This is a genomic window from Nitrospira sp. Nam74 (assembly GCF_965152615.1).
In genome coordinates this window covers 2,212,356-2,238,542 of sequence record NZ_OZ224220.1, presented here as the reverse complement: position 1 = coordinate 2,238,542, position 26,187 = coordinate 2,212,356, and the positions used below count along the sequence as shown (strand labels likewise).

Genomic DNA, 26,187 nt, shown 5'->3' with positions numbered 1-26,187 from the left:
CCATGCAAGAACGCAAAGCACCCTTCACCTCGCTCTCGGGATTGGCGCTCAATCGCGTCTACAGTAGCGATGATCTGAAGGGATGGTCGCCCGAAACGGACCTCGGAACCCCGGGCGCCTTCCCCTATACGCGCGGCATTCACCCCACCATGTATCGCGGGCGGTTGTGGACGATGCGTCAGTTTGCCGGCTACGGGACAGCCGACGATACGAACCAACGGTTCAAATTCCTGCTCGCGCACGGGCAAACCGGCATCAGCGTCGCCTTCGATATGCCGACGCTGATGGGAATCGATTCCGACGATCCGCGTGCCCACGGGGAAGTCGGCTACTGCGGGGTCGCCGTGTCCTCTTTGTCGGACATGGAACGATTGTTCGATGACATTCCACTCGATCAGGTCACTACTTCGATGACGATCAACGGTCCGGCTGCCATTCTCTTCGCCATGTATCTGGCCGTGGCGGAGAAGCGCGGCATTCCGTATGAACGCCTGGGAGGAACCCTGCAAAACGATATTCTCAAGGAATATATCGCGCAGAAGGAATGGCTGTTCCCGCCAACGCCCTCGCTGCAGCTCATCACGGACACCATCACCTATTGCGCCACGCACATTCCGAAGTGGCATCCCGTCAGCATTAGCGGCTATCACATCCGGGAAGCCGGTTCGACCGCCATGCAGGAATTGGCGTTCACGCTCTACGATGGGCTGACGTATGTGGAGGAAGCGGTGAAGGCTGGGGTGCCCGTAGACCGATTTGCCCCGCAACTGTCTTTCTTCTTCAACGTGCACAATGATTTCTTCGAGGAGATCGCTAAATTCCGGGCGGCTCGCCGACTATGGGCGCGTGAAATGGAACGCCGGTATCATCCTCGCGATCCGCGATCCCTCCAGCTTCGATGCCACGCGCAAACCGCCGGCTGCTCGCTCACCGCCCAGCAACCGATAAACAACGTGGTCCGCACCGCACTGCAGGCACTCGCCGCGGTGTTGGGCGGCACCCAATCGCTGCACACGAATTCCATGGACGAAACCCTCTCCTTGCCCACGGAGGAGGCGGTCAAGCTCGCGCTGCGCACACAACAGATCATCGCCCATGAGAGCGAGGTGCCTAACACGGTCGACCCGCTCGGCGGCTCGTACTATGTCGAGTCCTTGACGAACCGGCTGGAGGAAGCCGCTCGGGACTATTTCCGCATACTCGACGAGATGGGTGGAATGGTGCGGGCGATCGAACGCGGCTACCCGCAAAGGGAAATCCTCGACGCCTCTCTACGTTATCAACGTGAAGTCGAACGCAAGGAACGGGTCGTCGTCGGCATCAATGAGTTCAACGAGCAGGAATCGCACTCGATTCCGACTTTGAAAATCGGACGGACGGTGGAACAGGATCAGGTCGCGCGCCTTGCCGACCTGAGGAAGTCCCGAGATCCGTTCAAAATGGCCGGCGCCCTGGAAGAGCTGCAGGAAGCTGCCTCATGCAGCGAGAATCTGATGCCCTATCTGATTGCAGCGGTGAAGGCCAAGGCAACGGTGGGGGAGATTTGTGCAGCCCTCAAGGAAATTTTTGGCACCTATCGAGACCCGGTCGTCTTGTGAGAGGCGCACATGAAACTTGGGAATTGTGAACTCTATCCTCTCTCGGACGGATCGTTCCGATTGGACGGAGGCGCCATGTTCGGGGTCGTTCCCAAAGTATTGTGGGAGCGCTGTTGTATGGCCGATGAGCTGAACCGTATCCCGCTGAATCTCACCTGTTTGCTGATCCGGGCGCACGGCAAGAACATCCTCGTGGACACCGGATTAGGCAGTAAGGAGGACCTCGCATTCAAGGAGATGTTTGCGGTGGACCGCAGTGTGTCCTTGGACCGTTCCCTGAAACGTCACGGTTTATCTCGCGAGGACATCCATCTGGTCATTAATACCCATCTACATTTCGATCATGCCGGTGGCAATACGATAACAAACGGGGGCGGCACACTAAGCCCGGCCTTCCCGAAGGCTCGGTATGTCGTTCAGCGCGGTGAATATGAGGATGCCGTTCGAGCCAATGAACGGACTCAAGCGAGTTATCGGCAGGAAAACTTCACGCCCATCGAAGACCTCCATCGTTGGGAATTGCTGGACGGCGACACCGAACTGCTGCCCGGGATCACAGCCGTGGTCACGCAAGGCCACACCCGTTACCATCAAGGCATTAAGATCGAATCGGAGGGACAGGCCGCGTTCTACCTTGGCGATCTGATCCCGACCGTGTGCCATCTGCCGCTCCCGTACATCATGGGCTACGACCTCTATCCCATCCAGACACTCGAGACGAAACGGCGAGTGTTGGATCGCGCCTTTGAAGAGAAATGGTTGCTGCTCTTTGAACATGATCCCAAGGTGCAAGCCGGGCGCGTCCGGCAACACGCAGACGGAAAGTATTTTTTGGAGGAGGTGACCGTATGACCGTCGCGAGTAAACCGATTCGCGTGTTGATCGGAAAAGTGGGGCTCGATGGGCACGACCGCGGAGTGAAACTCGTGGCTCGCGCCCTTCGCGATGCGGGCATGGAAATCGTCTATACCGGCCTCCATCAGACACCTGAACAGGTCGTCAGTGCGGCCATTCAAGAAGATGTCGATGCCATCGGTCTGAGTGTCCTGTCGGGAGCGCACAATACGCTGTTCATCCGCGTCCTGGAACTGCTCAAAGAGCAGGCGGCGGAAGACATCGTCGTGTTCGGCGGCGGCATCATCCCCGATGACGATCGTCCAACGCTCCAAGCGGCCGGTGTCCGAGCATTGTTCAGACCGGGCACCCCCGTGAGCGAGATCGTCGACTTCGTCAAAGGAATCTAGGCTCGACAGTGAGGATGCTCCCATGCGCGTGCTGAAGACGTCGCTGGTCACCACTTCCAACGAGTTCGAGCGTCATCACACTCACTACGAAAGCCGGGTCGCCGATCTGAAAAAGTACCTGGCCCACGTGCAAGCCGGTGGACCGGCCGACGCGGTCACGCTCCACAAGAAGCGCGGCAAACTGACCGCCCGCGAGCGCGTCAGTGCGCTACTCGATCCGGATTCTGCCTGGCTGGAGCTCAGTCCCCTCGCCGCGTTCGGGATGTACGAAGACCAGGTGCCGTCCGCCGGTCTGATCACCGGCATTGGATACGTGTCCGGTCGTCCCTGCATCATCGCCGCCAATGACGCCACCGTCAAAGGTGGAACATATTTCCCGATGACGATCAAGAAACATCTCCGGGCCCAAGAAATATCGCTGGAGAACCGACTGCCGGCTATCTATCTCGTCGACTCAGGCGGCGTCTTTTTGCCCATGCAGGCCGAGACATTTGCCGACCGGGACCACTTCGGACGCATCTTCTACAATCAAGCGCGCATGTCCGCCTCCGGCATACCGCAAATTGCAGCTGTCATGGGCATGTGTACCGCCGGCGGCGCGTATGTGCCGGCCATGTGCGACGAGAACATTATCGTGAAGAACACGGGAACCATTTATTTGGCCGGACCTCCGCTGGTGAAGGCGGCGACCGGCGAAGAGGTCACGGCGGAGGCGCTGGGAGGAGCGGATGTGCACACACGGCTCTCCGGCGTGAGCGATCATCTGGCGGAGGACGACCGGGATGCACTGGAAATCTGTCGCTCCATCATCGCCACGCTGGGACGAAAACCAATGAAGGCTCGCCGCATCGAGATCGAAGAGCCGCTGTACCCCGCCAGTGACCTGTACGGTCTCATCCCCAACAATCCCCGACAGACGTTCGAAGTTCGGGAAGTCATCATGCGACTTGTAGATGGCAGCCGATTCCATGAGTTCAAAGCACGGTATGGCCAGACGCTCGTCTGCGGCTTCGCGCACTGGATGGGACATCAGGTGGGAATCGTCGCGAGCAACGGCGTCCTCTTTTCGGACAGTGCCCTAAAAGGAGCGCACTTCGTTCAGCTTTGCTCGCAACGCCGCATCCCTCTCATCTTCCTGCAAAACATTACGGGCTTTATGGTCGGAAGAGAATATGAGGCGCGAGGGATCATCAAAGATGGCGCCAAGATGGTCCAGGCAGTGGCCACAGCGGAAGTCCCGAAGTTCACCATCATCATCGGCGCCTCACACGGGGCGGGCAACTATGCCATGTGCGGGCGCGGGTACGGACCCCGCTTCCTCTTCACGTGGCCTCATGCGCGCATCTCGGTCATGGGGGCTCAGCAGGCCGCACACGTGCTGACAACCGTCAAGCAACAACAGCGGGAGCGAGAACAAGGGGCATTTTCGGAGGAAGAGCGGCGCCGGATCGTGGATGCAACACTGACCCAGTATGAGCAGGAAGGTAATCCCTACTTCGGCACGGCCCGTCTGTGGGATGACGGGATTATCGATCCAGTCGATACGCGACAAGTATTGGGCCTATGCCTGGACGTGGCCATGGCCGTTCCTCTGCGCGAGAGCCGCGCCCCCGTGTACCGGATGTGAGGCCAGATGAAGACACTCTCTTCAATCATCGTGGAATTGAAGCACGCGGTGGCTTACGTCACGTTGAATCGGCCGGACCGGCGAAACGCGTACGATGGCCTTCTGATCGCTGCGCTATACAGAGCCTTTGAGCAGATTGGGAAGGACCATTCCATTCGGGCCGTCGTCCTGACGGGGACCGGTGCGGCCTTTTGCGCGGGGGCAGACTTGCGATGGGTGATGCCCCCATCATCGGTTTCGGATACGCAGGCGCGTACAGACGCGGATCAGCTCGGCGCCATGTACCGAGCCATCGACGAATGTCCCTGTCCCGTGATCGGACGTGTGAATGGTCCCGCCTTCGGAGGTGGCGTTGGGTTGATCGCAGTCTGTGACATCGTTGTGGCGATACAAGATGCCAGCTTCGCGCTGAGTGAAACCCGGTGGGGACTAGTCCCGGCAGTGATTTCTCCATTTTTGCTTCGCAAAGCAGGGGAATCCTTTCTGCGGCGCTACTGCCTCACCGGTGAGGTCTTCTCCGCATCGGTGGCCAGGCAGTTCAATCTCGTTCATGACATCGTCGAGGAAGAGAGGCTGGACACGAGGATCTTTGAACTCATCAAGGAAATCTTACAAGTCGCGCCGCAGGCAGCGAAGGACACCAAAGTTCTCCTTCGAAGACTCTGGTCGCTCGCCGAAGCGGATCGCCGATCGGTAAGCGTAGAGGCGAACGCGCAGGCCAGACTTTCGGTTGAAGCCGGTGAAGGGGTTCGAGCCTTTCAGGAAAAGCGTTCTCCTGCCTGGGTGCCACGGGACCAGGATACTTCAACAAGAGAACGTTGAGGCCGCACGATGTCGCAGATTGTCGAGCATAGCCAGGACAGACTGAAAGACCGACCCGTCCGGATCATCGAAGTCGGGCCGAGGGACGGACTGCAGAATGAGCCGGGCGTCATTCCAACGGAGCATAAGATTGCGTTCGTCAACGCACTGTCAAGAACGGGCGTGATGGAGATCGAAGCCGGTGCATTTGTCTCGCCCAAGGCCGTGCCGCAGCTCGCGGATTCGGAAGAAGTGTTTCGGAAGATCGAGCGGATGCCCGACGTCATCTATTCGGCACTGGTGCCGAACGAGCGCGGCCTCGAGCGCGCACGCACAGTTGCGGCGCAGAAGATCGCCGTCTTCACGGCAGCTTCGGAGACTTTCACGCAACGCAACATCCACGCCACGATGCGCGAGTCGATCGAACGGTTCAGACCGGTGGTCGCCGGGGCCAAACGGGACGGCATGGCCGTGCGTGGCTATATCTCGACAGTGGTCTACTGTCCGTATGAAGGGCGGATCGCGCCGATGCGCGTCGCGGAGGTGATGGAGCGGCTGTTGGAGCTTGGGGTAGATGAGATCTCGCTTGGCGATACGGTCGGCAAGGCCTCGCCGTCAGATATCCGGAAGTTGTTGGATATTCTGTTGCCCCACATGGCAGGCGAACCCGTATCGCTGCATTGCCACGATACCTATGGCATGGCCATAGCCAATGCACTGACGGCATGGTGGGAATATGGGATCGAGGCCTTCGATAGTTCAGCCGGTGGACTGGGAGGCTGTCCCTATGCACGGGGAGCCTCCGGCAATGTGGCGACCGAAGACCTCGTCTTTGCGCTCAAAGCATCAGGCGCCGCCATCCCGGTCGATGAAGCGAAGATCATGGCCGCGTGTCGACAGATCGGCGGCTATCTGGAACGCCCGTTCGCCTCGCGCCTGTCTCAGGTGGAGAGAAGTCCTTCGACACTGGTGGTCTAACGGATGGGTATCTTCGTGAGTGATCGAATACGAAGAGACATGGTGGACACGGATGTCTTGGCGGCCCAGGTAAAGGCCGGGAATGTCCGCGCCGTATCCCGTGCGATTACCTTGCTCGAGGATCTGAGTTCCGACGGTCTTGCCATGCTCAAAGCACTCGAACCTATTTTGCACCATTCGACTGTCATCGGCGTGACAGGCTATCCCGGGGCCGGCAAGAGTACCATCATCGATCAGCTCATCACCGCCTACCGCCAACAAGACAAGACGGTCGGTGTCTTGGCGATCGATATCAGCAGCCCGTGCACGGGAGGCGCGCTGTTAGGCGATCGCATTCGCATGCAAACACATACATTGGATACCGGAGTCTACATCCGAAGCATGGCGACGCGCGGGCAGCGAGGCGGATTGGCACGCGCTACGCGCGAGGCCCTGATAGTGCTTGACGCAGCCCGCTTCGACGTCGTGCTGGTTGAAACAATCGGCGTCGGACAAGGTGACCTGGATGTCCTCGATGTGGCGGATACAGTCCTGGCCATCGTGGCACCGGGTCTGGGAGACGACATTCAGGCCATGAAAGCCGGCCTCTTGGAAGTCGCTCATATTATCGTCGTCAACAAGGCGGACCACCCAGGGGCGGAGGCAACGTTGCGGGATTTGCGCGAATGGTATCCGCAGGTTCTCGGCACGGTCTCCGTGAACGGCACGGGCATTTCAGACGTCATGGCGGCGATTACTGCCCATCAGCAAGGTGATCTCTTGCCGAGAACAGTTTCGCCGAGCAATGACGCGCGAGGAGTCCAGTGACGAATAGAGAGGATTGTCCTGTCCCCGAAGGACGGGTCCCGACCTCTAACTATTGAGGGAGCACGTTTGTGATCGCTGCACGGCTCGCTGGATATGCCCAGTCCCTCCGCTATGGGGACCTCTCCCCTGCTGCGATACATGAGGTCAAACGACGTGTGCTGGACAGTATCGGTTGTGCTATTAGCGCGTTTGATGCCCCGCCTTGCCGCATTGCGCGGCGCCTTGCGCAATCCGTAAAGGTGGTAGACGGCGCGACCGTGTGGGGGACGACCCACCGGACACTCCCCGACCTAGCGACCTTCGCCAATGGCGCCCTGGTCCGTTATCTCGATTTCAACGATACGTATCTGGCAAAAGAGCCGGCTCACCCATCGGACAATATCGCGGCGGTGTTCGCAGTCGCCGAAACCCGACATGCCTCAGGACGAGAAGTCATTCTGGCCACTGCGCTCGCCTATGAAATTCACTGTCGTCTGTGTGACGCCGCAGCCTTGCGTCCCCGCGGCTGGGATCATGTGACCTATGGACCATTCTCGTCGGCGCTTGCTGCGGCAAAGATCTTAAACTTGTCTGCAGCCAAGAGCCTTCAAGCGGTCAATCTGTCCGGCGTCGCCAATGTCGCGCTTCGGCAAACCCGTGTCGGAGACCTTTCGATGTGGAAGGCCTGCGCCTTTTCGAATGCCGCGCGCAATGGGGTCTTTGCCGCCATGTTGGCGCAGCAAGGGATGACCGGGCCTTCCCCGATCTTCGAAGGTGAAAAAGGGTTCATGAAACTGGTCTCCGGATCTTTTGACCTTCCTGCGTTCGGAGGCGAGAAAGAGGAGTTCCAGGAGCACGCGGACTTCAAGATCATGGAGACCTACATCAAACATTACCCTGTGGAATATCACGCGCAAACCGCTGTGGAAGCTGCCGTCGACGTGAGAGCTGAACTGTTGAAGTCGGAAGGGACGCAGGGGCTAGCGGGCATCTCGGGAGTGGAAATCGGCAGCTACGATGTCGCGATCGAGATCATCGGGCGTGATCCCGAAAAGTGGCATCCTCAGACTAGAGAAACCGCCGACCATAGTTTTCCGTATTGCGTGGCCGTCGCCCTGCTGGACGGAACGGTAACATTGCGATCATTCGACGAGAAGCGAATGGACGATCCGATCCTCCAGGCTCTCATGCATAAAGTGCGTGTCGTTCAGCAACCGGAATTTATCGGCCGGTATCCCAGCGCCATGCCCACGCGCCTCACCGTGACAACCGCATCCGGCAAGGACTATGTGTCGCAACGAGAATATCCCTTGGGGCATCCCAGACATGCGATGTCCGACCGCGAGGTTGAAGAGAAATTCTCTCTACTGACGGCCGGCCGCTTGGAACCTGCTCAGACCAGAAAGATCATGGACGTCATCTGGAATCTGGACAGGGTAAAGGATATGAGCGTCTTAATGCCCCTCTTGAAGGTCAGGCGAAGGACTTAGCATGCGCGACCATACGTTAACGAAACCCCGCCGTTTGCGGGAACTGATTGCCAAGCGAACGGTGGTGCTGCCAGGAGCGTTCAATGCGCTCTCGGCCATGCAGATCGAGCGGGCCGGTTTCGATGCTGTCTATGTGTCCGGGGCAGCGCTCGCGGCGTCACGAGGTCTACCGGATATTGGTCTCTTATCCATGACCGAAGTCGTCTCGGATGCCGCAACGATTGCCAATGCGGTGGCCATTCCCGCGTTAGGTGATGCCGACACGGGCTTTGGACCTCCCCTCACGGTGATGCGGACAGTCCGCGAGTTGGAGCGCGCGGGAGTGTCGGCGATTCAACTGGAAGATCAGGACATGCCGAAAAAGTGCGGGCATCTCGCGGGAAAGCGGCTGGTGTCGCGAGGCGAGATGGTCGCCAAGATCAAGGCGGCTGTCGAAGCAAGGCTGGACCCGGATTTTGTCATTGTGGCTCGAACCGACGCCCGGGCGGTTGAAGGAGTCGCCGCGGCCGTGGAACGTGCACAGGCCTACGTCGATGCCGGCGCTGACGCCATCTTTCCCGAGGCGTTGGAATCGGCCGAGGAGTTTGAAATGTTCGCTCGACAATTCGCCAAGACCGGCCTCAAGGTGCCGTTGGTTGCCAACATGACCGAGTTCGGCAAGACGCCCTATCTACGCGTGAGCGACTTCCAGCGTCTTGGCTATCGTGTCGTGCTCTTCCCCGTCACCGCGTTGCGCATGGCGACTAAGGCGATTGAGACCATGCTGACCGAGCTTAAATCAGCGGGCTCTCAACACACCCTCTTAGAACAGATGCAGACCCGGCAACAACTGTACGACCTGCTGCGATACGACCAATATGAATAGCGGAGCAAGGAATGCCATGAGCCTGATTGATGAGAAGAGTTATAGTCCCGGCCTCGAAGGCGTGTTCGCGGGCGAGTCAGCCCTCTGCCAGGTGGATGAGGGCGAGAGCGGCCTGCGTTATCGAGGATATGCCATAGAAGATCTGGCCAACAGCGCCGGCTTTGAAGAAGTGGCCTATCTGCTTCTTTTCGGTACGCTGCCGACCCAAAAGGAGCTCGATCGCTTCAATGAGCAGATCGTCGCCGGCTGGGAGCTGCCTCATCCTGTGCAGGGGTTCCTCCGCGACGTGCCTCCGGATGCGCATCCCATGGATATTCTGCGAACGGGTGTGTCGGTTCTGGGCATGACCGATCCGGACGCCGCCGATCATTCGCACGATGGGAACCTGCGCAAAGCCATCCGACTCTTGGCTCAGATTCCGCTCGTGATGGCATCCGCGTACCGCCGCATTCACGGCAAGGAGATGGTGTGGCCGAAGCCCGGGCTGAGCGTGGCCGACAATCTCCTCTGGCTTCTCACGGATCGTCACGGGGATTGGACCAGCAAAGCCATGGGACAGCTGCTGAATGTCTCTCTGATTTTGTATGCCGAACATGAATTCAATGCCTCGACATTCGCTGCCCGGGTCACCGCTTCGACGATGACCGACCTGCATTCGGCGATCACCTCGGCGATCGGCACGCTCAAAGGTCCGCTTCATGGGGGGGCCAATGAAGCTGTGGCCGCTATGTTCTGTGAGATCGACACCCCGGATCGAGCTGAACGTTGGGTCAGGAACGCATTGGCGACCAAGCGTCGGGTGATGGGATTCGGCCACCGGGTCCTGAAACAAGGTGACTCTCGCTCGCTGATCATTCAACGGCATGCCGAGGCACTCAGCCGAATGTGTGAGGACACTCGATGGTATGAAATGGCCACCACCATAGACAGCATCATGCAGGAAGAAAAGGGGCTGTTCCCTAACCTCGATTTTTATACCGCCGTGGCCTATCTCCTGATGGACATTCCACGCGAGCTGTATACGCCGATGTTCGTCTGTTCACGCATCGCAGGATGGTGTGCGCATGTGATCGAACAGCAGGACCACAACCGTTTGATTCGTCCACGCGCCCTGTACACGGGGCCGCCACCACAAGCCTATGTCGCTATTGACCGACGCGCATGACAGCATTCAGCAGGCCAGGCAGATGGCGGGTCCACCGTGGACGCCCCCGTGCCATTCCTTTGCCGAATTCTTCAGCACCCGTGTCCATCATCCCGCCGTGTCCGATCGCCCTTTTCTCACGTATTACGATGACGACCGGGACATCCATCGCAGTTACACCTATGGCCAGTTTGGCAGAATGGTCGAGCTAGCCGCGACCTTCCTTCATCATCGACTCGGTCTCACAAGTGGAGACCGCATCGTCACCGTGCTGTTCAACCATGATCAGACCGTGGCCCTCTACTTCGCCGCGTGGACCTTGGGAATCGCGGTCGTGCCCATCAACGTCGAGGAGCCGGCAGACAAGAAGCGCTACATTCTTGAGCATTCAGAGGCCGTGGCAGTCTGTTGCTGGCCTGACTATCTCGAAGAAGTCCGGAGCCTCCAACAGGACTTGCCGACTCTTCACCATGTCATCACGGTGACGGACGAAGGATTGAGTGAGGAGAAAGGACAGGGGTCAGAAGACCGGGAGGAACCAATGTCTGTCCCGTCTTGCCGGAGCCCTCATGGCTCCGACCTGGATGATGAAGCCTTGATTGTCTATACCTCCGGCACAACCGGGCCACCGAAGGGTGTCATACTCAGTGTTTACAATCTTCTGGTTGATGCCGACGGGATTGCCACGTGGCACAGTTTGGGGCCCGAGGATCGGCTGATGTGTGTACTTCCGATTCACCATGTCAATGGCACCGTGGTGACGTTGGTGACTCCCTTCTATTGCAAGGGCAGCGTAGTGCTCAATAGAAAGTTCAAAACGGCCGCGTTTTGGCGGCTGTTGCATCACGAACAGATCACGCTCGTCAGTGTGGTCCCGACATTGCTGGAATTTCTCCTCGACGCGAATGAGGATATGACCTCGTACGCACTCGATCGCCTTGGGGGATGTATCTGCGGCGCGGGGCCCCTGCTGAAAGACACCGCGGCGCGCTTCGAGGAACGGTTTCATGTGCCAATCCGACATGGCTATGGACTGTCCGAGACGACATGCTACTCCTGCTTTCTTCCCAATGATCTGTCGACGGATGAGCATCGTCATTGGTTGACTGAGTACGAGTGCCCCTCGATCGGTGTCCCGTTGCCCCATAACGAAATGGCGATCCTTAACGAGGACGGTAAGCCACTAGCGGCGATGGCTCGTGGAGAGATCTGTATTCGGGGGCGGACCGTCTGTGCCGGCTATTTCAAGCGGGACGACGCGAATGACGCCGCGTTCAACTGGGGTTGGTTTCGCTCGGGGGACGAGGGATTTTACACCTATGACGACCATGGAAGACCATTTTTCTTTATCTCGGGTCGGCTCAAGGAACTCATCATTCGCGGAGGCGTCAATATTTCACCACTCGAGATCGACGACCTCTTGAAGCGTCATCCCGGTGTGAAATTTGCCATGACTGTGCCTTTTGAGAATCGGTACTACGGAGAGGAAATCGCGGCGTACGTGGTCCCGCGAAACGGCGAGGCCTCTTTGACCTCTGCTGACGTACTGGACTTTTGCCGATTGCGACTTCCGTTTTCGAAGCGTCCTAAAGTGATCCTTTTCGGCGAGGAGGTTCCATACACGTCGACCGGCAAACCCAAGCGCTTGGAATTGAAAAGTCGGCTTGTCCCGCTGCTCGCCGCCTATCGAGAGCACCAGTTCAAAGAAGGCGGATAAGGACATCCCGATGTGAAGGAACACCATGTCTCAACTGTTTAAAGGGTTGGAGCGAATCGAAGAGGCCCGGGAGCGCCCGACCGGTGCAAGTTTCATGGCGGGCCTCTATGATGGCAGGCCTGACTTTACCCTATTGTTTCCCGCCGAAGAACCTCCGGAAGAACGTGCAGCCGGGGAGGCCTATTGCGACACCATTCGTTCCTTTCTCATTGCCCACGTTGATCCAGACGAAATCGAGCGAACCGCCAAGATCCCGGAATATATCTTGAAAACTCTGTTCCAGCTCGGAGCCTTTGGAATGAAGATTCCGAAAGAGTACGGAGGGTTGGGATTTTCCTATAGGAACTACGGCCGTGTGCTTACCTTGATCGCGAGTTGGAGCAATATCCTCGCCTTAACTGTCGCAGTCCCTCAGTCTATCGGCATTGCCATGCCGATTCTGCTGTTTGGGAGCGAGGAACAAAAGAAGCGCTATCTGCCGCGTGTTGCACGCGAAGACATGTCCGCCTTTGCCCTTACAGAGCCGATGACGGGTTCCGATGCCGCGCATATTCAAACCGAGGCCGTCCTCGATTCAACGGGGCAGGCGTTCGTCATTAACGGCGACAAACTGTGGTGCACCAACGGACCCATCGCCCGCTTCGTGACATTGATCGCCCGAGTGCCGGCCAAGCGTGTTCAACGAGACGGCAAATCTATGTGGGCGCCCGTCCGTCAGGGCGAAGTGGCCGAAGACCACGTGCATTCGGCCTTTATCCTCGACATGTCCACGCCGGGGGTACAGATCCGACAGCGATGCCAATTCGAAGGCTGTCGCGGGATCGAAAATGCCTACATGACGTTCCAGAACGTCCGCATCCCCACCGACACGGTGATCGGTGACATTGGTAAAGGATTAAAGTATGCGCTGACGATTCTCAATATCGGGCGGGCGGTCAGTATCCCAGCTATCTGTCTCGGCATGGCCAAGCAGGCATGGCAGCCGACTCTCGATCGGGCCAACACCCGGTACACGTTTGAGAAACCCCTGGCCGAGCGGCAGACACAGCAAATGCGGATCGGGCGTATGGCGGCCGACCTTTTCGCGATGGAATCCCTTGCACAACTTGTTTGGCACCTCGCGGATGAACACCGCTATGACATCCGCATGGAAGCCGCCATCGCGAAACTGTTCTGCTCTGAACGCACCATCCAATTTTTGAAAGATGCACAAATTATTTTCGGCGGGATGGGTTATGAGACGGCCGAGTCCAAACGTCTTCGCGGGGCAGCCGGCTTTGGCATCGAACAACTGGTACGCGATGCCGAGATGTATCGCATCGGAGAGGGCGCCACCGATGTCTTACGGCCGTTCGTGGCCCGTGAAGGCCTGAACCCCCATCTTGAGCGCGTTCAGAAATATGTTGATGAACGCATAACCGGCCGGAGGCGCATCAAGGAAGTGTGGACGCTGCTCCGGTTCTATGTTCCTTGGTACATCCGACTCTGGAAGCGCACGCCCTTGCCATCCAGACCGAAATGGCAACACCGCGAACTCCGCTCCAAGCTACGGTATATCGAACACGCCAGCCGCCGACTGGCACGGGCCATTGCGTATGCGATGGCCATCCACAGGGAAGCGTTGCGAGACGATCAAGGCCGGCAAAACCGGATCGAGACGGCCGGCGAACTTCTCCTCACGATTGCAGCCACCGCCTGGTATGCCGAGAAGGAGGAACGAAAGTTAGGTTCTCCGGAAGTGTGGGAGCTCGCCAACGACATCTTTTGCAGTGCTCGAGCACACTTCGAAAGGACGGCTCAAGAAATTGTGCGCAATCAAGATATAAGGTCGACCGACATCGGCAGAAGAGCCCTCAGCAACAACTATCCTTTTCTCTCCGCTGGGATCATCGTCCGCACCCTTAGTGATTATGAGCCTAAGGCAAGTTCTGCTCGTCAGTGCACGGAAGCCAAAGGCGAGCCATCAGTCTGTAAGCTGACGACATAAATGCCGCACCCTTTTGCGATCAGTCGAATGTGACCTTCACGGCGGAGGCGGTCCACCTCCCGAAAGATGTCAGGCCACCCAAACTGCGAACACAATAAGATAAACTCATCCAACTCACATGTCCTTTCTCCTCCAAGATGTCCAGAATCCTCACAGTCCCGGCATGAACGACTTCCATGGTCTCCTCCGGTTCGTGTTTGATGTAGACCGATCCTACTCCTAGCTGCTTCTCATCTACTTTGCACTGTAGCGCATGCGTGTTTCAGACACGTTGCAGCCAAGTTAACTCTCGTTAAATTCGAAGTCAGGAAGCCGTGCCGGACAAGCATTTAATGGCTGGATAATCCGGGGAGCAATGAAATGGTGATAGAAACGGCAATCAACACGATGATGATCCACTCCAGTACTTCCATCCGTCGTGTGGCTGCGCGGTCCGCCATCTTTCCATAGATACTATCCAGCGTTTGCAGTTTGCGGTGAATCCCTGCATCCCAGGCCGCCAGGTGGAACCGGTCCGACGCCACACGGTAAACGCGGGCGAGATATTGATCGCCGATCAGCTTCAGCGTGTTTGTGACCCGTTCAAACATAATGGCACTGTCGACCTGAAGCTGCGCAACAAGGCGGAGGTCCGCTTCAAAAGCTCCAGGTCTCTTGAAGCGGCGTTCCATTCGCTTGGACAACGCGTCATATGCCTGATCGAGGGCATCATCCAATTGTTGGTCGAGCAAACGCATTTCCAACAACTCTACATTGGCAAACTCTAAGACCGCCTGCACATCCTCCATGTCGGCCCCGAACAGCAATGAGGCGTTCCAATCGATAATCGCCGCATCCTCCTTCCCGAACGAGACCCAGCAGGACGTGGCTTCGCGGACCTCCTGCTCGGACAACGTACTTTCTTCGGAACGGAGCACGCGTGCAATATCTTCAGAATATTGGTCCAGATCAGCCGGTGGGAGCGCGTCCAGATGGTAGATCACATAGTCCTCGACGGAGTCGGAGATCGTCGGCCGCTCGATCATACTTTCGATCGTTTTCTGGAGGTCTTCCACGCGCTGGCGGGAGTCGGCCAACAACAGGACATTCTCATAGAGCACTTGGCTTAATGCCAGGACTCGTGGAAACGGCCCTTCAAGCGGGATGCTATAGATGACGGATACGGACCCGAAGTCGTAGATAACCAGATCGACGCTTGTCGCGGTACGAAATTCAGCAAGCGCGAGCGGTTCGACTCCCTGGGTCACGCGCAAGGGGGCGGGGCGATAGTCAAAGTACTGTGGCGCTCGACGCTTATGGCGGATACGGCTGCGTTGCTTGATCGCGGTGATGTGACGTTCAGCCTCGTCCAGATTGATGGAGAGACCGATATCGTAAGCAAACAACGCGTAACACGTCCCTTTCATCACGCTCAACGTGAACGTGTTTTCCATCGCTGTCCGTGCCTTAATCTGGGACGCGTCGGAGGAGCGCTTGAGTGAGCATCTCAGTGACTATAATTGATTGTAACAGAGCGCTGCATCGTATTCCGATGATACTTTGCAACAGTGGAGACGGCGACAGGACGTTGCTGGAACGGACGACTGAGTGGGATCCAGCGGCGAATAAGATGATATGGGAGGGATGAGCGCCCAGACGCCGTCACATTACGACTAGTGATCAGGAGAAGATTTGCAGTCGGAAGAGCGCCTCACCCTTAGTCGTGACAATACTCGTCACGCGATCGACATCCTCACTGAATCCTGCATCGAGGGTCAGAGTGGTCCGAGCGGTGGCGGTCTCCTTCCACAGCCATGTCAACGATGTCTTGACTCGCGACGATTCCCCTTTGATCGTTTGATTATCGCTCGTCATGCTGGCAAAGCTGCCTCCTGTATTCCATTGTACACCTCGCATAACTCCGTAGGATACGTTGAGAGAAGCGGATTGCGTGTTGACGAGCGCCGCGCTTGAAGGTCGATAATCTTGGCGTAGGCTAACAATGGGAGTGATGGCCAGACGGTCCGAGGGACGATAGTCAATCTGAAGCGCATACGTCTGCCCACTGGTTCGCATCGCCTGTTGAAGATCGGTAGCCGTAAAGTAGGATGACGTGATCTTGCCCGACCAAGCGTGACGGGTGAACTGCAGCGAGGTTTCATACCGATCGACGCCTGTGCGGGTGCGGGCAGTGTTCTCCGGAATGAGTGAGGTTCCATAGTCGTCGTGGATATAGGAAAGGTTGAGCTGCGGCCAATCTGGCTTGGCCAACGTAATGCCGGTCCTGTGCTCCAACGTATTGTTGCGCGGGCGGGTCGGATCTTTGAGCAGGTTATCCCACCGTTGAGTGATACCACTCCTCACTTTGAGAATTGTCGACGACCATTCTGACCATACTTCTTGAAGCCCCTGATCTGGAAGCTGGCCGAAGGCGGCTCCCGTTGTCCGGTAGTTGGCCCCATATCGCCACGCACCCTCTTGTCCAGTGAGGTTGACCCGCACGTTACGATGGTCCCATTGGTTTGAAATTTTCGAGGTGCCTTGATTGTTGTCTTGAAGTTCTGCTTCCCCTTTGAGGTTTCCATCGAGAAAAGAGCTGTTCAGGCGCATGCCCACCACGGGTTGCGTATCTACATGGCCGGCAAACAGGGGTTGAAACGGAGTCAGAACCCCTTGCGGCTGCTTGATGGTTGTCTGAAGCGCAAGGAACTCTCCAACGCGAGTAATCGTATGGCTTGTAATGTTATCAGGTGACGCCTGCTGAGCGTGCGTGGGAACAGGGCTCAGGAACATCACCATCATGGTAAGGATAACAGTCCGACGTGCCGGTGCCTGGAAGGGAAGCGAAAATGGCATAGTGACGTCCGGTAAAGGATATGTAGGTTTATTTCCTACGCATATGCCATGCCAACCGCCACAGACTCTCACGAGAGCCCACCGGCGCGTGTAATCAAGGCGAACGCGCTGCGAGGGGGTCTTCTGCTATCGTAGGAAGCGACAAATTTTGTCGTTAGTGTGTGGAATAGAGTCATGAGGAAAAGGAAGTCAATGGAATTGTCGGCACGTCTGGATAGGTGATGCGAAGTGGGACGTCCAGTGGTGACTTACGGTTTGGTAACATCGTCCGTCTTGCTAGCCGGCTACAATCCTGTTGAGGTCACCGCACCAACGATAAATTTTATGGCTCTAGTAAAACTAGGGTCATGATAATCTATCTCGTACGGATAAAGTTGATAACACTACATTTTTCAGATTTATACATATGCCGATTCAGCTCTAGACATTCAGAGCCATTTGACGTGTCGAATAAATTAGGATAGTCGGCAAAGCGGGTGATCCCTATAGTGCCGTCGCATGAATCACGAACGCCCGATTATGCTGATTGACGACGATCCGAGTCTGCTGGAAGCCCTGCCACCGCTGTTGCAGAGACGGCTGCCACACGTTCCGATCGAAGTGGTGAATTCCGCCTCAGCCGCCCTCTCGGAGTTAGCCATGCGCCGGTATGGTGTCATCATGAGCGACGTTCGTATGCCCATCATGGACGGATGGCAATTGTTACAGACCGTCACCACTCGATATCCCGATACGCCCGTGCTGCTAATATCGGGATACTTGGACCCTCCTGGTGTGCTGAATGCTCTAAGCGCCGGGGCTTATGATGTGATCTTAAAACCGCTAAGTCCGACCTTCTTGGCGGAGCGGATTCGACAGGCGCTCATCATCCATCGCTGCCTGCGGCGCATCAAGGCGCGTCAGCTACTCATCGCCCGAGCGCGCAGGCAAATGGTGGTGATGCAACAGATCCTGGACAATGCACAAGGCCGTCCCGTTCCGATCCAGAATCCCGTCCTTGCGAAACGCATTGTGGGGCCGAGACATCTCAAACGCTTGACCGTCACCGAATTAAAAATGTCTCTGGAGCGGCTGAAAGCGCATATCCATCTCCTGCAAGCTAAGGCAAATGGGACAACTGCCGATATTCAATCAGCGTATGCCCAGGCTCGCCTCTTCGCTCGTCAACGTGCAGCAGGTCTATAACTCTTTCCGTGTGATGAGACCCTCTCCCCTCTAGTGGCTCGCTCCGCGCTGACGATCGGAATCATCGTCGACATGGCCTTCCATTGTTGCGGTGACATCGAGCAATTGCGTCCAACTTGTCCGGACCTGCCACGGTGTTTCCTGAATCAGGCCATCGCTCAAGATCGTCACCACTCGATACCGGTATGGACGATCTAATCGGACAGCAAAAGGAAACCGGAGGCTCCTCGCATAGATATCAGGCTGTTTACGCTGAAACCTCGCCTGGATACTCACTGGACGCCCTCCGACTCCATCCGCTTCAATGTCGACACGCTTTTCATAAATGCCTGCCTCTTGCTTCTGAAAATCATAGCAGTAGACGTCGAGCGCGGCATAGCCAGGAGGCATGCGTTCATTAATATCCACTCGTTTGAAGAGATCCGGCCACTTTATAGCATCGACCGTGACGGCGAACGCCCCGGCCCGAATGGCAAACGCGGGCATCTGCCGAGGATCCGTCGATCCGGTGTCAATACGAGCGCGCAAAGCATCGGCGAGTTCGGCCGGTCCTGTCAGTTTTACCTGTAGCGGTTCATTCGCGACTCCATCCGCCATGAAGGCATAGCCGACACTCAAAACCACCTGTCCCTGCTGCAAGGCCGACCAGAATAATTGTGACGTGTCATTATCGAGAGCCAGCGTGTAGATTCGTTCGGTCCAATAGACGTCCGACCGGGCCTCCTTTTCGTCTTCCGCCTCCTGAAAGTGTCCGGCGGGGAGTTGTTGGGCGGTCGATTGTTGCGCGTCGCGCGTCAGAGGAGCATAGACCAAGACTGCCTCTATGCGGCGAATCGGAAGGGGGCGTAATTCGACGCTGCCGTTCTTCGTCGCCAGCATGCGCTTCACCGCTTGGAGCTCCTGGGCTCCGATCGGGGGCATCACGACGCGGAACTGTAGCAGACTCCGGTACACCATGTTGCCCTGATCGCCGGCCGCCATGGTCCCCGTGTAGCGCATTTGAAGAAAGTGCAGATCGGGTTGACCCGGTAAGAGCTCAGCGAGGCTCAACTCGTTCGGCGCATAATAATAGAGCCCCGGACGGCGGTCGTCTCCATACACGGTGAGGGAACCCGCCTGTCTGCCGGTTTTCAGATCAGGCTGGGCAAATACCGACGAGCTGCTTGCAGTCAGAACCACGGTTAGAAGCCATAATATCCACTGCGGCGCGCGGCCTCGTATCTCGTTCACTCGCTTCCTCGGTTTACCTAGAATGTAGTTCTCACTGCAGCGGATCGTAGATCGTGCAGCACCATCCTCGTTTACCATTTGACTCCCGGCCAATTCCCCTTGATCGGCTTCGGGTAACCGGCATCGACTTTGTTGGCTTTCAGATCGTATCGCATATATTGTTCGCCCTTAAAAAAGTATGCTTTGTCGGCATTCCACAGCACGGCCGCATCGATCCCGTCTTCCCACACGCCCGGCCAACTGTCTTTAATAGGCTTTGGATAGCCCGCATCGGCTTTGTCAGCCTTCACGTCGTACCGAATGTACTGATCGCCTTTAAAGAAATAGACCTTGCCGTTGGTCCAGGGAACGGCCGCATCGACTCCATCAGCCCACACACCGGACCAGGCCGGCGCGATAGGCTTCGGATAACCGGGATCAACTTTCTTCGCGTTCATGTCATATCGAACATACATGGGTCCTTTAAAAATATAGGCCTTCCCATTCCCCCACATCAGTGCGGCATCAATACCGCCAGACCACAATCCCGACCAGTCACTGGCGATTGACTTTGGATCGCCGGCACTGACTGTATTGGTCTTGACATCGTAGGAAATATATCGGTCCCCCTTGAAAAAGTAAGCGGTATTGCCTTGCCACCGGACTGCCGCGATTTTCCATGCGCCGGCGAATTGAGTAATGCTGCAGGCGTCCGAGTTCGGCAAAGGTGAATTAGCCTTGAATTTATCTGCGCAGTCTTTGATCGCCTGAGCGGCGGCGGCATGAGCCGCGTCATGGGTGGTTTGGCCAGGAAGCATCCACATCGGTGAAGCAGCAGACAGGGGGTTCTTGTTCGGGAGTGTCGCAGCCGTGGCACGGAGACCGAAATCCCGAGCGGTGCCTTTGGCATCCGGGAGATTAAGATTATTGACGCCCATGCGATGGCACTCGTTACACTTGTTGCCGCCGACTTCGATCGTATAGGCCTTCCATGATGCGAAATCCTTTCCGACAAAGTAATAGGGGTCACCGGGACTGTTGAACGTGTATGCCTCTCCTGCACCGGGAAGAAGTGGCCGGCCATCCGCCCCCTTGACCTGAGACAAATACGGGGACCGAAGAATGGCCCCGTTGTCGTGGCAGCCTCCACAGCCAATGCCCGCCGTTTGTGCGGGCGTCTTCCAGGGCCATGCCCCAATTCCCTTGGAAGGAGCCTTGACGTCCTTCCCATTGAGATCCTCTGCAAGCGCCTGATAGAAACAGGTTGCGCCATTCTCGAGATTGTGCTGGATGACCGCGATGTCTTTATATTTCCCATCATCGGCAGCATGGCCTTGCTTCCGGCAATGGGCGACCACATAGGATTTTGCATCGCTGCTCAACACCTGAAATCGGCTACCCGGATCGCATTCTTGATTGAGCTGGTTGGGCCGATCACATGGTCGCTGCGGCCGATACGAGGCCGGACTCCCATCGGCATTCGTATGATGTGTCGTCGGAACTTTCGTTCCATCATCACAGCTAAAATCGGGGACGGTCACGCCGATGGCCGCATCACATTTCTGCGCGTACTCCTCGAGCGTGTCCCCGGCATAGGCCAAAGGCGATACGGCAATGAACAGACACAGGACTAGTAATTGATAATGTCGCACGTGAGGTCTCCTTGTGATAGTCACAGCACACACAGAGCGAAAGCACACACCGCACGCTCTCTTACGACTGAAAGCACGACTATCTACTCTTCACTTGGGAGACAACACCCTGGGAGCCATCAAGATCTGAGGGCGAATCTTCCTGTCCGGCGTTCGGGCAAACGTATACTGCTCACTTCGATCCTGACGTCCACTCCGGTCCGTATAATGGTCGTTCATTTGGACTTGCAGCTGGTCACCTGTACGTCTGAAAGAAATCCGAGTCTCCTTGAAACCAAACTGATACAGGCCGACCGTCCATGGCTGTGACAGGGACGTCGTAATCGCGCCCCAATCACAGTCGCTCGGCGAGCATTTGCCGTAGCCACGCAGACCGACTATCTGATTGTCGACTTTCGTGATTACGAGCTTCGTCATGCCGCGTGTATTGGCATCCATATTCATCCACGTGCCGAGAAGGTCGTCCATGGCGGTGGTCGCCGGTTCCGCGGGCGATGTCGCCGTGTTGGAAGGCGTCGGCGTGCTCGCCGGCGATGGTGTGGGGACACCTGCCGTCGTGGGCGGCGGCGCGCTTGGCGGTGCCGCGGGCGTACCTTGTGTCCCCGCAGGTGGGCGACGCGTCAATACGTCAACGACTTGGTCTAGAGTCAGGTCCGCGCATCCGCCTAAGCCGGCCAGAGCGAGTACGGCCAGCGAGAGACGCGCCATGCTGAGTGCTGTGCGAACGTTCATGATATCCTCCTTCCGCCATTACGGCTGTGATGGTTCCTTCCCAGGTACAAATCCCAACGCTGCTTTGATTTGCGCGGATCCGATGAGCACACGAAGGCTTTGGCTCGGGATCCATCGCGTTGATTGATGCACAACCCCGTCTCGCATGACGACCGAGAGCTGATACTCGAAAATGGGATCGGATGGGCTTGAAGCGCTTTCTGAGCGATTTTCCAGATATACGGCGCCGCTGCGATACTCCTGTTCGTCCTTGCTCAGGGACAGATCCGGCAAGACTTGTAGCTCCTGAGCGCGCGGGTTCAGATAGGAGGACCGCACGGCCACAAGTAGTTTGTAGGCGCCGGTATCGGCCAACGGGGTAATCGTCTCAAAGACAATCGTGGACGCCTTGATGTTGCTGACCCCGCTGGTGATGCTCGCCACCACGTGTTTATCGCACTCCTCACACCCCGGCATGACGGCATAGTCGATCCATACGCGCTTGGCTTCTTTCTCAACCCACGAAGGGATCCGTTTCGCGTCCCATTGGACCTGCGCCGTCGGGATGATTGCGGCATTGCCAAGGCCCCAGGAATAAATGATGGGCACCTTATTGTCTTTCAGAATCAGGGCATGCAGATATTTCAAGCGAAGCGGATACGGCGCGCCGTTCCGCCAGTTCTGGTCCCGGGTCCAACGAAAGCGGCCCAGCGTATCGGCATCCGCAATCGTGATCTTAATGGGAATCTGAGGCTTGCGGGTGGCCGCGCCGGCCGGCGTAAACGTCAGTGTGCCGCTGATGCCCACCTGTTCGGTCAGGGCCAATTCGATATTTTCTTTTGTGACCGTATCCGTGACCCACGCAATGTCAATCTCTCCCAGCGCCTCGGATGTCGGATTGGTGCTAATCTTCTCCGAGGGAACGTTAAAGAGGGTTTTCAGCCCGCCAGATAGAGACACTTCCGGCGGTCCGGCGAGCGGCACCGCTCGCAATGCCTTGACCTGCTGACCAGCCGCGACGAGCAAATCCCGTGCGAGCTGTATCTCGGCGGCATCCACACTGGCCGTTAATCGTGCCGTGATGAGGACCTCGCCGGCCTGGCCTTCCTTGGCAGCGGCGTTGTACATCATACGCATGCCATACCCCTGGTCCGCTTCCCAGTCGAGCCGATAGAGGCGCGGGAGAAAGTAAAACAGTCCGCTATTGGGATTCTTGTCCGGGTACACATCCTCGAAGATATTCAGGACGTCTTTCAGTTCGAGATCGATAGAACGGCTTGTGCTGATCGTACTGATCAATGTAATGGGTTTATCGAAATTCGGCCCTTGGCCGCTGTTGTCGGTAATTTCTTTTCGCAGTCCATAGACGAAGGGTGACACCACCTGTAACGTTCGCGGGTTCACCACGTCCGGTTTCAACTGAACCCTCTCCGGCCGCATCATCACGGCCCTGTCCTTCTGAACCTGGGCCGCCACCACCTCCACAACGGTGAGCCCCATCGTGGCCATCATCAGCGCAGGTAACCACAAAAGTCCGAACATGACCCTCCTCCTTCTCTATCCAGCCCTGTGTGCCGCTTCAAAGAGCTGCGACGAACGTGTTCTTATCTCCGATCCGGAAGCATGAGCTTCGGCATGAGCAGCGCGCCTTCTCTCATGACTTGGGGACTGAGTTTCTTCGCCGGCATGACGGTGATGACAGGACGTTCAGTGAGCTGAGCCGCCTCTTCGATCGGCTGCGGCGCGATGATCGTCACGATGTTTTCGGGTCGGATTTCCATTTGCCATTTTTTGGCAATGTCATAGGAGCGAACCAGTCCCGGCGGGGAGTTCGAGGAACTTGCAACGTAGAGCTGAACCGACGCCGAGTTCAGTTGTGTTTCTTTGGGCAATTTCTCATCGAGATTGAAGACAAGGTCTGTTGAGGTCGACCCGGCGGGGACGACCGTCGAGGAGGTGAGAATCTGCGTCTGGCGCTTTCCATCCTGATCACGCAACTCACCCCACAACACTTTATTGTCCAATTGCGAGGAGCTTACCGACAGCACCAGTTGTCGTTCGCTATCATGCTTAACCACGACTCGCGTAATATTCCCGGAGACCTTATTGCCTTTATTGAAGAGACCTCCGAGCAGAACGCCTAAATCGGCTTCGGTATTCTTCCTCGCCTGCAGCTCTTGTCCGTTCAGACCGCTGAAATTTTGTGCGCGGCCGTCCAACGCCGCGCACAGCACCATACCCGTACCCATGAGCAACAGGGCCATGAGTAAGCGTCGTCTTGGTTCGTTCATAGTCCTTTCCCTCCTCCCTGTCTGTGCTCAACTCGTCGGCAACTCATCGACGAACAACAATCCCGTCGAGTTTGTTTTACGGCCCGATGACACGGTCCGATTCCCCTTCAGTTGCCAGACGATTTCATAGTCGTACTCTGTCGTGTCGGGAGGAGTCATAAATTCGACTTGCTCCGACAACTGCCCCTTCGAGACATTCAACGTGACTTGTTTGACCTGCTGCTTCCCGGCTAAGTCATAGAACAGGCGGACCGTAATGGAACGAATGCCCGCATCCGCAACGGCCTTGGGATCTCCTTGTATGTCCACCTGCCGACGGGTATAGGGGGGTTTCACGGCAATGCCGTTCGCAGTCCACTTCTGCCATTTTTCTTCGATTGTCCCTCCTCCGAAAAAGCTCCATACCGGCCGGTACTCGAATTCTTCCCACCGGCGCCGATCATTGTCGCCTTTCCACCCATACAGCAGTTTGAACTGGTTGCCCTCTTTCGTGTAGTTGACCCGATCGATCCGTACCTCATCCGTGGTCACGGCACCTTCCGCGTGCTGTTTGCGCATTTGGACGGAGACAAAGTTCACATACTTCCCGAAGTCGGGCCCATTCAAACCGTCCAACGAGACGACGATCTCGCGTTGACGGTACAAGGGATCATCCAGATTGACGTCGCGAAAGATGTCCGGCTTATCTAGATATTGGCGAAGATCTCCGATATTCTCGTCAAAGCGCAGCGTGATGTGGTCTGCCGTATATTTATTAAGATCAACTTTGAACACGCCCTGCTGGTGCACCTTCTTCATCTCAAACGCCGCTACGACTGCAAAGGAAGGGACAGGGACTTCTTCTTTTTCCGCCCGCGGCTCATCAACCGGATCGCCAGGACGTGCCCCGAAGGGATGAGTGCCGACTAAATGTGGAGGGGTATCGACAGTGGCTGCCGGTCGATCCTGTTCAGCGTTGGCAGGTGGTTTTTCAGTGGTAGCGGCGACAGGAGTCTGAGGCCGGCGGGTCGCTTCCGCGGCCCGCCGCTCCTGCTCAGCTTTTTTCTTCTCCGCCCGGATTCGCTCGTTTTCCGCCCGGATGCGCTCATTCTCTGTCCGGGCATCCTGGCGGCTTTGTTGCAACAACGTGGTCGCTCGATCCAGCAGACTTCCCTGTCCGCTTGTCGCTGCAGTCATACTGTCCAGCGAAGGCGTTCCCGTTCCACCTAGAGGACTGAACATCAAGTCGGCGATCTTGTTGTAAGCCGTCGTGATCAACGCCTCTAACTTTTCGTTTTCCCCTACCTGGGTCAGCTTGATGGCCCCCTGCCGCTTCAGATCGTCAAACGCCCCCTTGATTTCCGCGGCGAGATAGGTCGAGGCAACTCCCGCCCCAAATGCTTGATGTTCGTAGATCTGATCGAAGTTCGCTTCGACGACCGCTCGTTGCGGTGAGCGATAGCCGGCCATATCCATCTCGAAGCTAAAGCTGATGTCCGGCGCCGCCGTGTGAAATGATTCCCAGAGAATCTTGGCTCCTTGTTTGGTCAGCTGCATCGACACAGCGGCCTTTTCTCCATCGAGAATCGGCGCATTCCCAAGACCGACTACCCTCGTCGACAGCTTTCCATCCGGATCTTTGAAAGAGGATACAAGGCCGAACTTGCCGGATCGGAACACAACCGGACCATTAATTTTTGCGCCGGGCTTGAGCCGTTGAAGCGCGCGTTGCGCATCCCGGATTTGATCCGGCGAGACCGACAGGCTCACGAGCGCATGGACGATGCCGCCACCGTCCCCTTCACGGGCTTCAGGCTGATCGGCTCCCGTCCGCACATTGTCCACATATCGCAGAAATGAAAACTGCGGCTGGCCGTTGGCATCGATGGACAATCGGGGCTTGTCAGACACGTAGTAGTAGACGGTTTCATCGTTCAGATCCGGAAAGACCGTCAATTCACCGGCCTTGACGGGCTTGTCCAGCAGCACTTGCTGCGCCTGCGCGGGGAGTGCGACGGCGAGTGACAATCCGATCGCACATATGACCAGATTCCATGTCTTGGACTTCATGCTTCTGCTCCTTCTGTT

21 protein-coding genes are annotated in these 26,187 nt (G+C 56.9%); 13 read left to right on the top strand and 8 right to left on the bottom strand.

Going from position 1 to position 26,187, the window contains the following annotated elements; genetic code table 11:
* The first annotated feature begins 2 nt into the window (after positions 1-2).
* The 12 genes from ACWHYZ_RS10575 (at position 3) to ACWHYZ_RS10520 (ending at position 14,237) form a co-directional block, all read left to right on the top strand.
* Positions 3-1,598 (top strand): acyl-CoA mutase large subunit family protein, encoded by a 1,596-nt coding sequence (locus ACWHYZ_RS10575; protein WP_447987218.1) that lies wholly within the window; start codon positions 3-5, stop codon positions 1,596-1,598.
* Between the two features lie 9 nt (positions 1,599-1,607).
* Positions 1,608-2,450 carry an MBL fold metallo-hydrolase gene (locus ACWHYZ_RS10570; protein ID WP_447987217.1) on the top strand — a complete coding sequence of 281 codons (843 nt, stop codon included), beginning with the start codon at positions 1,608-1,610 and terminating at the stop codon, positions 2,448-2,450.
* Complete coding sequence (locus tag ACWHYZ_RS10565; protein ID WP_447987216.1) at positions 2,447-2,842, top strand: cobalamin B12-binding domain-containing protein; 396 nt, start codon at positions 2,447-2,449, stop codon at positions 2,840-2,842. Before ACWHYZ_RS10570 ends, ACWHYZ_RS10565 begins: the two co-directional genes overlap by 4 nt.
* A gap of 22 nt (positions 2,843-2,864) precedes the next feature.
* Entirely contained in the window at positions 2,865-4,469 is a 1,605-nt protein-coding gene (locus ACWHYZ_RS10560) for a carboxyl transferase domain-containing protein (RefSeq protein ID WP_447987215.1), read from the top strand.
* A gap of 6 nt (positions 4,470-4,475) precedes the next feature.
* Positions 4,476-5,291 (top strand): enoyl-CoA hydratase-related protein, encoded by an 816-nt coding sequence (locus tag ACWHYZ_RS10555; RefSeq protein ID WP_447987214.1) that lies wholly within the window; start codon positions 4,476-4,478, stop codon positions 5,289-5,291.
* Positions 5,292-5,300: 9 nt separating this feature from the next.
* Positions 5,301-6,248 (top strand): hydroxymethylglutaryl-CoA lyase, encoded by a 948-nt coding sequence (locus ACWHYZ_RS10550; protein ID WP_447987213.1) that lies wholly within the window; start codon positions 5,301-5,303, stop codon positions 6,246-6,248.
* A gap of 39 nt (positions 6,249-6,287) precedes the next feature.
* A complete protein-coding gene (gene meaB, locus ACWHYZ_RS10545; RefSeq protein ID WP_447987212.1) occupies positions 6,288-7,055 on the top strand; it encodes a methylmalonyl Co-A mutase-associated GTPase MeaB in 768 nt (255 codons plus the stop codon).
* Positions 7,056-7,123: 68 nt separating this feature from the next.
* Positions 7,124-8,524, top strand: coding sequence for an MmgE/PrpD family protein (locus ACWHYZ_RS10540; protein ID WP_447987211.1), 1,401 nt, complete (start codon positions 7,124-7,126; stop codon positions 8,522-8,524).
* Between the two features lies 1 nt (position 8,525).
* Complete coding sequence (gene prpB, locus ACWHYZ_RS10535; RefSeq protein WP_447987210.1) at positions 8,526-9,389, top strand: methylisocitrate lyase; 864 nt, start codon at positions 8,526-8,528, stop codon at positions 9,387-9,389.
* A 16-nt stretch (positions 9,390-9,405) separates the two neighbouring features.
* On the top strand, positions 9,406-10,554 hold the full coding sequence (locus ACWHYZ_RS10530) for a citrate/2-methylcitrate synthase (RefSeq protein WP_447987209.1): 1,149 nt from the start codon (positions 9,406-9,408) through the stop codon (positions 10,552-10,554).
* The gene (locus ACWHYZ_RS10525) at positions 10,529-12,250 is read left to right on the top strand and encodes a class I adenylate-forming enzyme family protein (RefSeq protein WP_447987208.1); all 1,722 of its coding nucleotides are present in this window, start codon (positions 10,529-10,531) and stop codon (positions 12,248-12,250) included. Before ACWHYZ_RS10530 ends, ACWHYZ_RS10525 begins: the two co-directional genes overlap by 26 nt.
* A 25-nt stretch (positions 12,251-12,275) precedes the next feature.
* Positions 12,276-14,237, top strand: a complete 1,962-nt coding sequence (locus ACWHYZ_RS10520) for an acyl-CoA dehydrogenase family protein (RefSeq protein ID WP_447987207.1) — start codon at positions 12,276-12,278, stop codon at positions 14,235-14,237.
* Positions 14,238-14,566: 329 nt separating this feature from the next.
* Here ACWHYZ_RS10520 and ACWHYZ_RS10515 read toward each other — a convergent pair whose 3' ends face one another.
* Together ACWHYZ_RS10515 and ACWHYZ_RS10510 are read right to left on the bottom strand one after the other, a co-directional pair.
* Positions 14,567-15,670 (bottom strand): hypothetical protein, encoded by a 1,104-nt coding sequence (locus ACWHYZ_RS10515; protein ID WP_447987206.1) that lies wholly within the window; start codon positions 15,668-15,670, stop codon positions 14,567-14,569.
* A gap of 226 nt (positions 15,671-15,896) precedes the next feature.
* Complete coding sequence (locus ACWHYZ_RS10510) at positions 15,897-17,072, bottom strand: hypothetical protein (protein ID WP_447987205.1); 1,176 nt, start codon at positions 17,070-17,072, stop codon at positions 15,897-15,899.
* A 498-nt stretch (positions 17,073-17,570) separates the two neighbouring features.
* Between ACWHYZ_RS10510 and ACWHYZ_RS10505 the strand changes: the two genes are divergently transcribed.
* The gene (locus tag ACWHYZ_RS10505; RefSeq protein WP_447987204.1) at positions 17,571-18,257 is read left to right on the top strand and encodes a response regulator; all 687 of its coding nucleotides are present in this window, start codon (positions 17,571-17,573) and stop codon (positions 18,255-18,257) included.
* A gap of 30 nt (positions 18,258-18,287) precedes the next feature.
* Here ACWHYZ_RS10505 and ACWHYZ_RS10500 read toward each other — a convergent pair whose 3' ends face one another.
* The 6 genes from ACWHYZ_RS10500 to ACWHYZ_RS10475 form a co-directional block, all read right to left on the bottom strand.
* The gene (locus ACWHYZ_RS10500; protein WP_447987203.1) at positions 18,288-19,487 is read right to left on the bottom strand and encodes a hypothetical protein; all 1,200 of its coding nucleotides are present in this window, start codon (positions 19,485-19,487) and stop codon (positions 18,288-18,290) included.
* A gap of 71 nt (positions 19,488-19,558) precedes the next feature.
* Positions 19,559-21,118 carry a hemopexin repeat-containing protein gene (locus ACWHYZ_RS10495; protein WP_447987202.1) on the bottom strand — a complete coding sequence of 520 codons (1,560 nt, stop codon included), beginning with the start codon at positions 21,116-21,118 and terminating at the stop codon, positions 19,559-19,561.
* Between the two features lie 90 nt (positions 21,119-21,208).
* The gene (locus tag ACWHYZ_RS10490; protein ID WP_447987201.1) at positions 21,209-21,850 is read right to left on the bottom strand and encodes a hypothetical protein; all 642 of its coding nucleotides are present in this window, start codon (positions 21,848-21,850) and stop codon (positions 21,209-21,211) included.
* 18 nt (positions 21,851-21,868) lie between these two features.
* A complete protein-coding gene (locus ACWHYZ_RS10485; protein WP_447987200.1) occupies positions 21,869-23,371 on the bottom strand; it encodes a hypothetical protein in 1,503 nt (500 codons plus the stop codon).
* 62 nt (positions 23,372-23,433) lie between these two features.
* Complete coding sequence (locus ACWHYZ_RS10480) at positions 23,434-24,120, bottom strand: hypothetical protein (RefSeq protein WP_447987199.1); 687 nt, start codon at positions 24,118-24,120, stop codon at positions 23,434-23,436.
* 27 nt (positions 24,121-24,147) lie between these two features.
* On the bottom strand, positions 24,148-26,169 hold the full coding sequence (locus tag ACWHYZ_RS10475) for a hypothetical protein (RefSeq protein WP_447987198.1): 2,022 nt from the start codon (positions 26,167-26,169) through the stop codon (positions 24,148-24,150).
* Positions 26,170-26,187 lie beyond the last annotated feature (18 nt).